The sequence below is a fragment of the Paenibacillus sp. EZ-K15 genome, assembly GCF_002573715.1.
Classification (GTDB): domain Bacteria; phylum Bacillota; class Bacilli; order Paenibacillales; family Paenibacillaceae; genus Paenibacillus_AQ.
The window spans coordinates 1-15445 of record NZ_PDHM01000020.1; the positions used below are offsets into that span (position 1 = coordinate 1).

Genomic DNA, 15445 nt, shown 5'->3' on the forward strand with positions numbered 1-15445 from the left:
CTCCCCAACCTTTCTATTACTTCCATTTTAATAGATTTGGGAGTTTACACAATTTATTTTACAGACTCTTTGATTGGAATTTCAAGTATCCCATGAACTTCACCAGCAACTATTGTCCCTATGCTCTTACTAATAAAAACAACTTGATTGTACTTGCCAATGATTCGTTGAACCGATTCGTGGCTATCTTCTATGACTCTTTGCAGTTCATTAACATCCAAATTCGTTCTCGCAGCTTGATATCCATATTCCAGTACCAATAAGTCAAAACCACTTTGAAGTGCGGAGGTTCCAGCAAAATGTAGAATTGGTTTATCACAAGGATAGTTTTTTCCGGGAAACAGAACAACCAACTTGCTGTTTTCCTCATACAGTTGAATATATTTTTGTTTCATTTCAGTTTTCCAATACGAGGGAACATTTAAAATCTCTAATTTCATTATCTCCCATCCTTCCCTGTTTCAAATGATTTCGTCTAACGTTCTTGTATTCATGAACCCGAGAACCTGAAAGTCCAAACTATAATAATTCTATTATTGTTTAAATCTTCCTCATTTTGCTAGTAAATAATTATTTTCTTCATTGGCCAACTTTAGCGTCCTTATTTCATATGATTTGCACCCCGATGCAATTAATGGGTCAGAATTTGCAATGTCTGTTGCTTCAATTAAATCCTCAGCTTGTCTTTCTTCAATTAATGACACATGGTTTCCTCTGCTCTTGTAACTACATCTAATTCCGTTATATTAACGCTTGTATAGGTTTTGTTTGTTTATTTAATATCTAATATGTACTGTCTGTAGTAATTTTCACTTAACATAGTTGTACCTACGAAATCAAGAGGCTTAGGGGAGCGTACGCGACCAAGTCCGACGGACTCAGCCTCGCAGGGTTGTCTGCTGAATTGCTTCAACGAAACAATCTGCAGACCAAGAGTCCGTAGCCCGTAGCGTAGATATGTTGTTGTTATTTGAGGGGGATGCCCTCTTCAAATAACTTTCGTATTCATTTGAATTCATTTTAAATTCTTTGATACATCTTTTCAATTATGGTATTATATACTTAATAAAGACCAAGTGCGTCAACACTTGGTCCATACAATTGGCTTGGATGGGTAGCCCCTTCTGAGTCAATACGGAGATAAACCCACCTTTGGCTGCAACCTTGGGGTGGGTTTTTACTTTTTCTTGTTGTTATTATTAATGTCTAAAAATCTATTTTTTGCAATCAATTCTTTAGGATTATTCTTATCTATCCCCATTCACTTCCCCACTTCGACAGATTCTCCTCTTCCGTCCAAACATCCAACACGAGATCGCGTGGAGTATCAAACACGGGTAATCACAATCAAGCGTCCACCTACTTGCGTCCGTTTTTTGTTTGTTTCAAAGTTGTGGTTCATGCACATCTCCGACGTTAACTTGTTGAAACTATGCGAAGATTTTTTCGCAGCTTGCGGCTCGCGGCTCCCTGCTTAGCCCCAATGATTTGCAATCTCTCCCCACTGTATAAGGGCCAATCTTTAATTTGGTCGATTCAGTTTTATATTCGCCAGTGCTTGATCTTAATAATGGCAACCCTTTCCTGATTTTATATGATTCCGGAAAAAACAACCATCCTTTATGCTGAATATGTCAAAAACACATCAAATATGGAGGAGGAACTACGGTTTATGCAGATGAGCAGGAAAATCATCAATAAGCTTATACCTGTTATAACATGTCTGGGACTGGCTGCCACAGCAATGGCCGGCTGCAGCAGTAAGGAGATGCCAAAGGGGAGAACGGAATCCACAGAGTCAACCCAACCTTTGAGCAACTTATCGTATTGGAAACAGATGCATCACGACGCAGCCGCCATTATGAAAAGCTATGGAGAGATTACCGCTATTAAAGAAATCGAAAATAAAACCGGTGTCAAAATCGATTACCAACACCCGGCCCAAGGCCAAGCTGGCGAACAATTCAACTTGATGATGGCCTCGAAATCGCTGCCCGATGTCGTTGAGTATACGTGGAATAATTATCCGGGAGGCGCTCAAAAAGCGATTAAGGATGGTAAAATCATTCCATTAAACGACTATTTGGACGATGCGCCTAACTTCAAAAAGCTGCTGGACGAAAACCCGGAATGGAGAAGACAGGCTTCGACGGACGATGGCGATCTTATCGGTTTCCCATTCATCCGCCCCGTGAGAAAACTGCAAACCCACTCCGGCCCGGTTGTACGTAAAGATTGGTTGGACAAGTTGGATTTGCCTACTCCTAGAACCATCGACGAATGGTATACCGTTTTGAAAGCGTTTAAGGAACAAGATCCCAACGGAAACGGAAAGGCGGATGAAATTCCGATCATGATGGGAGCAGGCGAGCTTGCTTTTACTGGCGCTTTTGGCATCCCGAACGGCTTCTATCACGAAGGAAATACGGTTAAATATGGCCCCGTTCAACCCGAATATAAGCAATACCTTACAACCATGAACCGTTGGTACAATGAGGGCTTGCTGGACAAAGACTTTGCAGCCAATGACAGCAAAATGTACGATGCCAAAATAACCGGCAATCAGGTCGGTGCGGCTGTTATGGCTGTAGGCGGAGGCATGGGCAGGTTTATGGATTTAATGGAGTCCAAGGAACCGCAATTCAAGCTTGTTGCCACACCCTATCCGACATTGCAATCTGGCGATAAACCGATATTCGGTCAAATGGACAATCAAATTGTAGGCATATTCACTGCTATAACCGGAAGCAACAAGCACGTTGCTGAAACTGTAAAATTCTTCGATTACTTCTATAGTGAAGAAGGACGAATGATCATGAACTTCGGTAAAGAAGGCGTATCCTATACGATGGATAACGGTTATCCGAAGTATACGGACTCCGTCATGAACAATCTGGATGGATTGCCGCTTGCCCAATCCGTTAAAAAGCATGTCTTGTCCGCTGATGCCGGTCCTTTCTTGCAGGATGTACGCTATATGGAGCAATATGCGGCCAGACCGGAGCAGCAAGAAGCTTTAACCGTCTGGGCAGAACCTTCGAATGAAAAAAGAATGCCTCCGATCACCATCGCCCGGGAAAACAATAGCCGATATGCCTCGATCATGAACGATATCGATACGTATAAAAATGAAATGATCGTTAAATTCATTATGGGTGCAGAATCGCTGGATAAGTTCGATGAGTATGTCGCTACCATGAAAAGCATGGGTATCGACGAGGCAATTCAAATGCAGCAATCCGGATTGGAACGCTACAACGACCGATAAAACGTCTACTACACTGGAGACGGAAAGCTTGCAGCTTGCCGTTCTCCAGTATTCAAAGAAGGAGTAAACCATGCCTAATGTACAGAGAAACATTGTGAAGACGGCAACGGGGAACCGGGCAGAGAAGAAATGGAGCATGATAAAAAAGGACATAATTCGGAACCGCTACATTTATCTTATCCTGCTGCCCGTCGTTGCCTACTACATCGTTTTTCATTACGGACCCATGTATGGTCTGCAAATCGCTTTTAAAGATTACGGACTTGCCGACGGAATTTGGGGAAGTCCATGGATGGGTTTCGATCATTTTGAAAGTTTTTTTGGAAACTACTATTTTTGGAGACTGATTCGGAACACCTTGCTGATCAATATCTATGAATTGCTGTTTGCGTTCCCCGCTTCGATCATACTTGCCTTATTGCTTAATGAGATTCGCAGGAGTTTTTTTAAACGGATCGTCCAGACGATAAGCTATCTCCCGCACTTTATCTCCATCGTCGTTGTGGTCGGGATGATGATCGACTTCTTTGCCCGCGACGGTCTAGTGAATCAACTTCTTGGCATGATCGGACTTGAACCGATTGCATTCATGCAGGAGCCGGGGTGGTTTCGGTTCATGTACGTCTCTTCCGGCGTCTGGCAGGGAATCGGATGGGGCTCTATTATCTATCTCGCCGCCATAGCCAACATTGATCCGACGCTCTATGATGCGGCCCGGATTGACGGAGCGGGACGATGGAAACAGACCTTGCATATTACCCTGCCCGGGATCATGCCGACCATTGTGATATTGCTCATTCTCAACATGGGATCCATGCTTTCCGTCGGGAGCGAGAAAATTATTTTAATGTACAATCCGATGACCTATGAGACGGCCGATGTCATCTCTACCTATGTATTCAGGAAAGGTATCCTGGGAGCCGATTTCGGTTATACCGCTGCCGTTGGACTATTCAATTCGGTCATCAGCTTCATTCTGATTGTACTCGCCAATTCCATTAGCAAACGAGTGAGTGAACATAAATTGTGGTAAGGGAGGAACGGTATGTTTCACAAACGCAGCCTGGGTGAATCGATATTTTCCGTCGTCAATACGTGCTTCATGCTCCTACTTTGCTTCGTCACGCTTTATCCGTTCCTTTACGTATTATTCGCATCTTTAAGCGATCCTGCAGAAATCGCCCGATTTCGCGGCATGCTGTTTTTCCCTACCGGGTTTAATCTGGATGCGTATAAAGCCGTCATGGATAATCCCATGATTCTGACCGGTTACCGGAACACCCTCTTCTATGTCGCTGGCGGCACAATCATCAACCTATTCATGACAACGCTCGGTGCCTATGCCCTTTCTCGCCGCAACGTCTATTTCAACAATTCCATCATGCTCATCATCGTGATCACGATGGTGTTCAATGGGGGGCTCATTCCAACGTTTCTGCTGGTGAACAGTCTCGGCATGCTGGATACGCCTTGGGCTCTTCTCTTGCCGGGGGCTATCAGTTCATTTAACTTGATCATTATGCGAACCGCCTTTCAAGCGGTACCCGTTAGTTTGGAGGAATCCGCGCGGATCGACGGGGCCAATGATTGGATCATTATGAGCAGAATCATTGTTCCTCTTTCGATGCCCGTTATTGCCGTCATGGTTTTGTGGTATGCAGTGGGACATTGGAATTCATACTTTAGCGCATTGATTTATTTGCGTGATCGGGAGTTATTTCCCTTGCAGTTAGTGCTCCGTGAAATTCTGATCTCGAACAGTACGGACAGCATGACGACCGGCGCAGCAGCCACAGATCGGCTGGACATCGGGATCACGATCAAATATGCGACGATTATCATCTCTACACTTCCGATATTATGCCTGTATCCGTTTCTGCAAAAGTATTTTGTGCACGGTGTCCTGATCGGTGCGTTAAAAGAATGATCATCACACGAATCGGTCATCCAATGAAGGGAGCAAGCTTGCTCTTCCCGAAGTATATGGGACTGAGCAAGCTTTTCTATATTAGGAGTGATCGCCATGTTTTCAATCATTCGAAGAAAGAATGCCGGGAGCCGAAGAAGAAGCCTGTTCATCAGGATGCTCGTATCCAATTGTCTTCTGCTCCTGCTTCCCATCCTGATTTGGTTTGTGTTCTATACCAATATTGAACATATCATGAAATCCAATGCGGAACGGTCCAATCTCGGCATGCTGGAGCAGATGCGTCTCAATATAGACAGCCACTTCAAAGAAATTGAACAGTTATCCCATCAGATTATACTCAATCCGAAGCTGCGTTATTTATTGGATACGGAAATCAAAGACTTGTCAGAGCGGTATCATTTGGTCCAGTTTACAAGAGATTATTTAACAATGCATTCGAGAATGACCAAGGATTTTGTGTACGATTTCTATATTTTTTTGGACCGAAGCGATTCTGTGATCAAACCGAATCTCGTAACCGATTCTCACAATTTTTATGATAAATATTATCGCTTTGAACATCTGAACTATGAAGAATGGCGTAAGCAGATGACTAGCTATCATAGTCAAACATACCTGCCGTCCTCCACCTTACAACGAAACGGCTACCTGAAGGATGACCCCATGCAAGTGATTACCTTTATGCAATCGTTGCCGGTCGAAGAAACATCCAATATGAAAGGGAATCTTACGGTTCTGATTGATGAAACCAAGATTCACGAAATGACACGACAAATCGAGTCCGCAAACGGGAGTTCCGTTTATATCGTGAACCAAAATCATGAACTCATCAGCAGTACCCCTGGTGCAAGTCCGTTATCAAACTCGATATTGAATGAACTGAAGTCGAAATCCGGTTTACGCAATTCCAATCTGAACGGTCAAGATGTAACGGTATCATTCACAACCTCGGGACAAGTCGGATGGTACTATATTGCTGTGATGCCCTTGAATGTATATTTGCAGAAAGTGAAACAAATGGAGCATCTTGCGCTGTGGCTTCTCTTGCTATGTATCCTTGCGGGGAGTGCGGCTGCATATGGAATCGCTTATCGAAACTATTTTCCGATCAAAAGAATGGTAGAGGCCATTCAGGCCGGAAAGTCTCATCCACGCAAACCTGCAGTGAATGAATTGGACTACATCCTGGAAATGATGAAAATTTCCTGGGACGAGGAAAGGCATATTAAAAACAAACTGACTCAACAACTGCCCATTCTGCGTTCTAACTATTTACATCGTGTGCTTCAAGGCTACTTTGAGCCTCCAGAGCAAATGAAACAATCGCTGGAATTTATGGGCATCCATTTTCCGTTTTCTCATTTTATTGTCATTCTCGTTCAAGTGGACGACATGACCCGGTTCGCACCGAACCAAAGTGAAAAACAATGGGCATTGGTGCGATTTATCATCTCCAATCTGGCTGAAGATACAGTCTATGAAGGGCATACGATACATACGATCGACTTGGAGAAAGACCGGCTAGCCCTGCTCGTTAATCTAATGCCGGATCAGATGGATCATCCGACTTGCCGGGTGAAGGACATCGTATCCGGATTGCATCGCATGCTGGAGACTAGGTTCAAGCTGGCTATCAGCATAGCCATAAGCGGCGTTCATAAGGGCCAGCATCAGATTGGAGAAGCCTATTTGGAAGCGGCTGCCGCCTTGGAGTACAGGATGGTCAATGGGCAGCTGTCGACCTTTTACTATCATGATATTCGCCAGAAAAAGCTGCAGTATTATTACCCTGTCGAAACCGAGCTGCAGTTAATCAACTGTATTCGAAGCGGCGATACAGAGCAAGTGGTCCAACTGCTTACACAGCTGTTCGATCGAAATTTTCGCGACGAATCCATCACTCCGGAGCTCGGGAGATGCCTATTATTCAGTCTTGCCGGTACCCTGCTGCGTATCATGGCATCGGATTCGGATACGCTGGCCTACCGGAAGCTTACAGAAGGTGACATCCACCCTGTGCGTTTCCTGCTTTCCTGTAAAACAACCGACGAAATGTTTGAAAAAGCGAAGGACCTGTATGTATCGGCCGCCGAATCGTTCAAACTGGAACGAAGCGATCACAATGAACAGCTCCTGCTGCAAATTCAAACCTGCATTCAAGCGAATTACGCCGATCCCAATATGAGCTTGAATTTAGTGTCTGAGCATTTGCAGATCACGCCGCAATATATTTCACAATTTTTTAAAAGAGTGAGTGGACAGAACTTCAACGACTACCTGACTGTCGTACGCATGGATCACGCTAAGAAACTGATGTCGGATCCTGGACTGACCAACGCACAGATTGCCAAGATGGTCGGTTATACAAGCGATACGGTTTTCATTCGGGTTTTTAAGAAGGTCGAAGGCATTACTCCCGGTAAATATAGAGAGAGTATGACGAAATGTGCTGGATTAAGTGAATAGGAATTCTTACTGCATTATTCTACATTGGCAGCACACCTCTCATTAAAAGAAAGGATGTGCTGCTAATAGTTTTGCGCTCATCTTTCTCCGAGGATTTTTATCATTGCTCGTCTTTTTTTCCATGGACCATAGTGCACAATTATATGGACTCTACTAGCCGCTCCTCCGGAATAATAACCGGTTCTAATCATAAGCTTATACAAGAAAGCCATAAAAGGAGGGTTAAGTGAATTGACGAAAGTTAACGTTAGTTTGCGGCCCATTGTTAGCAAGCTGAATTTACCCACGGTGTTGAAAACTACGATTCTTCCGGGCGACTCCATCGAAAGATTATTTATTGCAACCCAAGTAGGAGAGATCTTTTACATAGGAAACGGAGTTATAGAGACTTTCTTAGATATTCGCCCGCGAATCCTGAAACTAGGTGGTTCTAGCGGCGGATATGATGAACGGGGATTGCTAGGGCTAGCATTTCATCCCCAATTTTATTATAATCGTCTATTTTATCTCCACTATTCAGTAGCTGGAACCCAAGGTCCAGGCGCTCTTCCAGGTGCTCCTCTTGAATCTTTTAAGCCTAACCCGTGCGATGCTAGCACCTTAAACCTAAAGTGGGTAAACAGAGAACATCAATACGATCATATCGATACAGTCGAAGAATGGATTCTGCAATCGAATGGCCAACCGCAAAAAAGGCGGACATTACTTAACATCAGAAGGCCATTTTTAAACCATAACGGTGTCAATAGCTTAAACTTTTCCCCTGAAACAGGAAAGCTTGTTTTGACAACCGGTGATGGCGGATCAGGCTATGATCCGTTTAATTTAAGCCAAGACGATATGGAGATCGCAGGTAAAATCATCGAAATTGATGTCGTTAAGAATACGTTTATCGATAATCCGCCCGTAGTTACGCGCTTTAATGAACTGCCCGTACCCATTCAGGAAACGCTTACGGTAATGGCCAAAGGCGTTCGCAATATACCCGGCATTTCATTTCAAAAGTTTTATAATCAGTTTATCAAATACGTAGGAAATGTCGGACAGGATCTCGTAGAGTCGATTTTTTCGTTCGTTCATTATAAACCGATACCGGTTACTCAGCTTATTCAAGCTTCTTTAATGAAAACGGAACCTGACCAAGAGGGATTTATTAACTTGGGCTGGCGCGGGTGGGAAGGTGCTTTTCCGACCTCGATCATAACCGGCTGCTCTGCAAATCCGGCATTGAACGAGAAAACAATTGCTTATTACGATGAAGCAGTAAAAACTTCCGTACGGCGTCTTCACCCTCTGACAAGTTATTTTCATGAAGATTCCCGAACCGATAAGTTTAGAGCAACTGCACTTACAGGAGTACAGCCCTATATGGGAAATGAAATCCCCTCTTTATCAGGAAACGTTGTGTTTACCGATCTAGCTCGAGGGAATGAATCTCAACTTCCCGTTAGAGGAGTCTTAGCTTATACCAGGGTAAGAACGGATTGTACGCTAAATGATTTTAATGTTATTGAAACCGATTATCAGTTTGGGTCTCAATCTTCGTATTATGTTAGTTTGGGAACGAATCTGAATCAAACCAGACTCTATTTAGGGGTTTATGGCTCGATGAAAGTGGCTGATGCTAACCAAGGAACCGTTTTTGAAATTGTTCCATGATTCATAACGAACCAAAGCCGGAGGGAAAGATGGACAACGTTATATCGTTCAAAAACGTATGGTTCCGGTACGATGCGCGCCAGGATTGGACACTTCGGGAGATCAATCTAACCCTTTATGAAGGAGAATGGCTTACGATCGTGGGTGGTAACGGTTCCGGAAAATCAACGTTAGTTCGATTGATTAACGGCCTGCTCCAACCTACATTGGGAGAAGTCACCGTTTACGGAAAGAATACATGCGATCATCGAAACTTATGGAATGTTCGCCAAAATGTGGGTATGGTGTTCCCCAACGCGGAGAATCAAATTGTTGGCATGACCGTTCAGGAGGATACGACTTTTGGTTTGTATAATATCGGCGTTTCCCCGGATGAAGCAGAATCCCGTTGCCGATCCGTCTTGCAATTGCTTGGGCTCTATGAACTGAAAGATCGTCCTCCGTATTTTCTATCCGGCGGGGAAAAACAAAAGTTGGCGATTGCCGGAGTTCTGGCCATGGAGCCCAAAGTGATCATTGTTGACGAGTCCACTTCCATGCTTGATACCGAAAGCGCCCGACAAATTCATGAGATCATGTCCGAACTGCATCGTAACCGATTCACGCTTATTCAGGTGACCCATGAGGTCGAAGAGATTTTCACTGCCGATCGTCTTGCCGTCATGCATAAAGGCAAGATCCGGTTCGATGGAACGCCCCAAGAAGCGGCTTCAAATTCATGCGTTTTTACAGACTCCGGCCTTCTCCCTCCGTTTTCTGTTCGAATGCGTGATCTTGCCAAACAAAAAGGACTGAATTTACCTACTACGAATGAATTTAAATTCGGGGATCAGTGATGGATATTATTTTAGAGAACGTCAATTGCATGCTTGCCGCCAGAACCCCTTTTAATAAAAAAGCCATTGATCGAATCTCGCTGCACGTTCCTGCAGGACAGTTCGTGGCGATTATGGGGCCGACCGGGAGTGGAAAAACCACATTGGGACAGTTGATTGGAGGACTGATCCTCCCTCAATCAGGGGTAATACGGATCGGACCTTACCAAGTCAATAAAAAGTCCGACCGCCTCCGTCTTTGGAAAGCAATCGGTTTTTTGTTCCAATTCCCCGAGCACCAAGTAATGGAGGATACGGTTTTCAACCATATCGGAGCCGGACTAAATCGACTAGGTACGAGGCGGGAATGGGTTGCCGAGCAAGTGAAACAAACGATGGAAGCCGTAGGTTTGTGCTTTTCGCAGTTCAAAGACCGGTCACCATTTCAAATCAGCGGCGGTGAATTGCGGCGGATCGCACTAGCAGGGGTGCTCGTTACGGAACCGAAAATTCTCATTCTGGACGAACCGACAGCGGGCCTGGATAGCTGGGAACGGAGCAGAGTGTTGTCGTATATAAAGCTAATTCATGATGAGAAAAAAATGACGGTTCTCTACATGACTCATCGGCTTGAAGAGGCCCTCGAAAACGCTGATCGGATTCTCGTGTTAAACCATGGTCAATTATACGCGGATTTCCACCCTTGTAACATTCGGGATCACTGGCAGCGGTTGGAGCGAATCGGTTTTGTGAAAACGCCCCTGCTCCGTTTTATAGATTCACTCGAAGAACGGTCCGCCAAAAATCTGCTCGATAGTGTATATAAAGAGGAGCAATTGATGTCATTCATCACGAATCTCTCTAGGGAGGAACTGTGACGTGCAATGGTTGAAGTTGCTGTCCTTCGGGCCGTCTATGAACACGCGCTCTTTTTTGCAGGACTTGGATCCTCGTTCAAAACTTATCTTTACAGCGACATATTTATCTTTGGTTACCATTTCAAATGATCTAGTCAGCGTGGTTTTCTATGCAATCGTTGGATTGTTGTTGGTTCTCGCCGCCCGATTACCGCTAGCTTATTTATGGAACGGCCTGCAGGGTTTGCTCCCCCTTCAGATCACGCTGTTTTGTTTCCACATGGTGTTAGGCGATCTTAAAAATGCAATTCTTCTGCCTTGCAAGCTCATTTTTTTTATCACAACGGCTATAGCGCTCAGTGCAACGACCCCCCCGACCAAACTGGCAGACGGTCTAGAAGCCATACTACACCCGCTTACTCGCATTCGATTTCCGGTTCAGAATTTCGTATTTATGATCTCAATTGCCTTCCGGTTTATTCCTCTCTTTATCGATGAAGCCGACTCCATGTTGAAATCGCAAAAAGTGAAACACGCGCGTTATAAAGGCGAAGGCTTTCGAACCACTTTACAATCTCTTCTTCAGCTTCTCGTTGCTCTGTTCGTTGCCGTGCTTCGCCGTGCGAACCAACTGGCTCTCGCGATGGACGCTCGTTGTTACTTACCGGGAAATAAAATCCGGGCACGCCGTTTACAGTTTAGTTGGCGCGATTGGTTGACGATCATTTCTGCGCTGGCTCTGCTTCTGATCCATGTGCTGTTGAAAGGAGAAGTTTTTGAACGATGAATCCCATGAAAAATTACTGGTTAAATTCTGTTTGTGCAGAAGTTTCAGAGATTAACACCCGTTTTGGAGCAGTCGAATATGCCACAAGAAAAATGATTACGGTCGCTTTTCTTGCCGCGCTATCCGCCATTTTTCAATCCATGGGAGGGTTACTGCCAGGGATAGGCTACTTGATTAGTCCCCTCGCTACAGCCCCCATTGTGTTATGTACGATCCTTTCCGTCGGTTCCGGTCTGACCGCCTATTCGCTCACGATTGTGCTTCTCTTTTTTATCCAACCAAGCGAACTGATCGTTTTTCCTTTCACGACAGGCTTATTGGGGCTTGGGATTGGCGGTTCGCTGTTATATTTGAAAATACGCTTGCCGGCCGTGGTTGCCGGATCTTTTTCTTTGTGGGCAGGAATCCTTTTGTTGCTATACGTTTTTCGATTTCCTGTTCTGGGCCCGGCAGTTTCATCTTCATTTAGCCTAAGTACGATCGCCATCGTTTATGTGTTCTCGCTTTTCTACAGCTGGCTTTGGGTAGAAATAAGCAGGTATTTCATTAAGAAAATAAGTAAAGGGATTACTTGATTAAGACTGGGCAGTCCGTACAGTCAGCATTTTTTTGTAACCAATAAGTTTCTTCAACGCAGTCTTTCTCGGTATCCAGTAATTCTCGTTTCTGTCTTGCTTACTACTAAAAACTAAATCCCACTATCCTTTCTTCTACCAACCGAAAATAATGCCCATCCGAATCATAAAAGGTGAAATAATTTCAATTATTTCATCCGATGTATTTGCATTTATTTCCGATAACGTTCTCGTATTCATGAACCCGAAAATCTTAAGCTCCAACGGGGAGAACGCGACGCGGTTAGGTTCGCAGGGTGTCCTCCTGATTCCACTTCTTTAAATTACCTCTGGTGGACCAACACGTTGTGAAAAGTAACGATTTGCTTCTCCATGCCCCTGCATTTTTCACTTCCAAAAAATAAAACGGCCAAACGATTGGGCTTGGCCGTTTTGATCTCTATGCCTTTTATTAATTGGCTTGATTCAAACTAACAGGTCCTAAACTACCATAAGACCCTTGGAATTGTCCTTTGAGGACATAAGTTCCAGGGCTAAGATAACCTACTGAATACTCGACAGGGCTTGAAGAAGTTGGCCCAATATTGACGGTAGTCGAGAAGACTGTACTAAGTTGGCCAGATGGTCCTTTGGAATAAAGCGTTAGATCAACGGTTTCATTCGTAGAGCTCCATAGGCCTACGCTTAATTTATGTTGAGCTGGTTGGAAAACTGTCAAATCATGGGATGTTGCAGTGTAAGCTGCAAATGCGCTGGTAGAAAAAGAGAAGCATGCTAATAATAGAATCAATACTACTTTTTTCATTCCTTCACCTCCCTTCTTTCCTTCTTGATTTAGAACGTCAGTAGAGAAAATATATGTAATCGTTAGATCAAAAGTAATATTTTAACTATTATATCAAAATAAATATTATATGCATATATATTAAAATTCTGATTAAAAAAGTGTTTGGTGTTGATGGTACGGTTAATCTATTAGAAAAAAAGCACCAATTCCATCTACAGTGCAGAGGAACTGGTACTTCTAGATTTTAGGTCTGAAAAGGAACCAAGGTAGCCGTGTTCGCAACTCCAATCATCGTTATGATCAATGTATTCACCATTGCACCGAGCCAAATGTTTCCTGTCAATTTGTATAGGCTCCGACTAATCATGGCTGCTGCAAATAATAAGAAAATAAAGGGAAGCAAAACCATGGGATAAAGTCTCGTCTCTTGCCAGAAGGAGTTGCCCGTCATAAATAAAACCGCATACTGGATTCCATTGATCAACATGATTCCAAGCACATTTCCGAATCCAGCGACAATCATGTTTACTTTTTCAGACTTGATATTGCTAAAACTCAATTTGTTTATAAATAACGCGTTCGTCAGATAGAAAATGAAGAAGAATGGCAGGTAGTTCATCCATACCAAGAACTTATCTGAATGGAATGTAAATACCCCCAGTATCCATAATTTAAAATTAGCATTTAAGAAGTATTCTGCCAAAAATACAACCGTAAAAAAGACTCCAAAGATACATAGAGCAAGTATAAAGGTCTTCATCCAATTGTTCAGACCGATTTTTAATCCTAGATGTTGAATAGAAAACTCAGCGTTATTTCTTTTCTCCAGTCTGTATTTCCATATAAACAGGGCTAATCCAACAAGACTATTAAAGATCGCCCATATCATAATATAGTTTGTAATCGGCTGCGGAAACCATTTTACAGACAAGAAACTGGACGTGCTCTTAAAAATAAACCGGTCTAGTTTTAAGGCTACAATGACTCCAACTGCAGAAAACAGCCAACTAAGCAGCCAGCTTATCCAAAAAAATCTGGTTTTCTTATTACTTTTTCCCGTTGGCATCGTACTGGTTAACGAATTCTTTTGTTCTTTTGTTAATTTTAACTGCCGGAAGTACGGAATTTTTAATAAGTAATAGGATGCCGGATAAATCAATAGAAAGATGCCCAATAATCCGATAAAACTAAAAAGCTCTTTCCAGATCCAAAGCTGATCGGTATTTTTTATTTTTGGTGAGAGCCCGAACGAATGGTTAAAAAAATCGACCGTTTCGGCAACTGTCTTTTGGGAAAAATGCGCCCATTCATGCGTTTGCTTTGGATTGTGAACTACTCTCAACGTTTGGCTTTCTGCATCTCCATAATATTGACCTACCGCAAAGCTTGACTGCTGTTCATCTTCTGGAAAAATCGAGTTAATTGCGACCAGGCCCTCAAGGGCATTGTTGGATAGATCACCATTTCCTTGGGACAAATCATAATTCCCCTCATCCAATTGACCATAAATAATTCCTAAGTTAGCGTGAATTTGGCTAAAAACCTCTTCACTTGATAAACGAATATTTCCTATTGGCAGTCCTGCTGATACTTTATTCAAAGAATTTGCATATTCCAGTTCACGATCCGTAATGTCTTCTCCGCCTTCCGAATCCGGAGTTTTCGCTTTTTCTATTGCAGTATAATACTGTGAACCATAATGCATTAACGTCATCCATGTTGACATCCCCCCCATGGAATGTCCCATAACACCGATCCGATGGTTATCGATGTAATCTAGATTATGGTAGGCAAATTCCACTAGAGGTATCATTCCCTCCCCATTTGCAACAACGGCCTCCATTACCGGTTCACTCGCCGAGCTTGATTTTCCATGATAGTATGCATCGAATGTCATGACAGCAATCCCTCTTCGCGATAATTCAATGGCATTTACATTCTGCATATGTTTATTGTTTAGATAACCATGCTCGGTTATAACCAAAGGAACCTTGTTCTCTGCGCTCGATCGTTTGGGTTTATATAGTTGTCCAGACAACCACTGTCCATTTTCAGTTGGAACCTTAAAATTAATGATTTCCGTCTTTCCAAAGGAAGTTTGCAAAAAACCGGATAAACAAACGCTTACAATAATCATGACAACAGATACGACAAATAACCTTCGTATGCTCTTCTTATCCATAAAATGCCTCCTCGAAGTATAAAAACAATATAGTTTCCACTGTAAACCATATTGTTTTTATACTATACATTATAAGTGAAAGCAATATAGAATATATCCCTTTGTTGAAGTTATTTTTT

At 43.2% G+C, this 15445-nt stretch carries 13 protein-coding genes; 9 read left to right on the forward strand and 4 right to left on the reverse strand.

What is annotated here, in order from left to right; genetic code table 11:
• Positions 1-53: 53 nt before the first annotated feature.
• Positions 54-440 carry a hypothetical protein gene (locus CRG97_RS23030; RefSeq protein WP_237566556.1) on the reverse strand — a complete coding sequence of 129 codons (387 nt, stop codon included), beginning with the start codon at positions 438-440 and terminating at the stop codon, positions 54-56.
• A gap of 111 nt (positions 441-551) precedes the next feature.
• Positions 552-704, reverse strand: a complete 153-nt coding sequence (locus CRG97_RS33350; protein ID WP_202618997.1) for a hypothetical protein — start codon at positions 702-704, stop codon at positions 552-554.
• 968 nt (positions 705-1672) lie between these two features.
• Between CRG97_RS33350 and CRG97_RS23040 the strand changes: the two genes are divergently transcribed.
• From CRG97_RS23040 to CRG97_RS23080, 9 genes are all read left to right on the forward strand, one after another.
• The gene (locus CRG97_RS23040) at positions 1673-3268 is read left to right on the forward strand and encodes an extracellular solute-binding protein (protein WP_098747862.1); all 1596 of its coding nucleotides are present in this window, start codon (positions 1673-1675) and stop codon (positions 3266-3268) included.
• A gap of 70 nt (positions 3269-3338) precedes the next feature.
• Entirely contained in the window at positions 3339-4301 is a 963-nt protein-coding gene (locus tag CRG97_RS23045; RefSeq protein WP_076325791.1) for an ABC transporter permease, read from the forward strand.
• A gap of 12 nt (positions 4302-4313) precedes the next feature.
• Positions 4314-5195: a carbohydrate ABC transporter permease gene (locus tag CRG97_RS23050; RefSeq protein WP_096776001.1), complete on the forward strand. Its 882-nt coding sequence runs from the start codon at positions 4314-4316 to the stop codon at positions 5193-5195.
• Positions 5196-5291: 96 nt separating this feature from the next.
• Complete coding sequence (locus CRG97_RS23055) at positions 5292-7664, forward strand: AraC family transcriptional regulator (protein WP_098747864.1); 2373 nt, start codon at positions 5292-5294, stop codon at positions 7662-7664.
• 231 nt (positions 7665-7895) lie between these two features.
• Positions 7896-9323: a PQQ-dependent sugar dehydrogenase gene (locus CRG97_RS23060; RefSeq protein ID WP_098747867.1), complete on the forward strand. Its 1428-nt coding sequence runs from the start codon at positions 7896-7898 to the stop codon at positions 9321-9323.
• A gap of 29 nt (positions 9324-9352) precedes the next feature.
• Positions 9353-10159: an ATP-binding cassette domain-containing protein gene (locus CRG97_RS23065; protein ID WP_237566557.1), complete on the forward strand. Its 807-nt coding sequence runs from the start codon at positions 9353-9355 to the stop codon at positions 10157-10159.
• Positions 10159-11016: an ATP-binding cassette domain-containing protein gene (locus CRG97_RS23070; protein ID WP_098747872.1), complete on the forward strand. Its 858-nt coding sequence runs from the start codon at positions 10159-10161 to the stop codon at positions 11014-11016. Before CRG97_RS23065 ends, CRG97_RS23070 begins: the two co-directional genes overlap by 1 nt.
• Before the next feature lies 1 nt (position 11017).
• The gene (locus CRG97_RS23075; RefSeq protein WP_098747875.1) at positions 11018-11782 is read left to right on the forward strand and encodes an energy-coupling factor transporter transmembrane component T family protein; all 765 of its coding nucleotides are present in this window, start codon (positions 11018-11020) and stop codon (positions 11780-11782) included.
• Complete coding sequence (locus tag CRG97_RS23080) at positions 11779-12357, forward strand: hypothetical protein (protein WP_098747878.1); 579 nt, start codon at positions 11779-11781, stop codon at positions 12355-12357. The genes CRG97_RS23075 and CRG97_RS23080 overlap by 4 nt, the downstream gene beginning before the upstream one ends.
• Positions 12358-12808: 451 nt before the next feature.
• Here the strand turns inward: CRG97_RS23080 and CRG97_RS23085 are convergent, their stop codons facing one another.
• Positions 12809-13162 carry a hypothetical protein gene (locus tag CRG97_RS23085; protein ID WP_098747881.1) on the reverse strand — a complete coding sequence of 118 codons (354 nt, stop codon included), beginning with the start codon at positions 13160-13162 and terminating at the stop codon, positions 12809-12811.
• 226 nt (positions 13163-13388) lie between these two features.
• A complete protein-coding gene (locus CRG97_RS23090; protein ID WP_098747883.1) occupies positions 13389-15326 on the reverse strand; it encodes an alpha/beta hydrolase family protein in 1938 nt (645 codons plus the stop codon).
• Between the last annotated feature and the right edge of the window lie 119 nt (positions 15327-15445).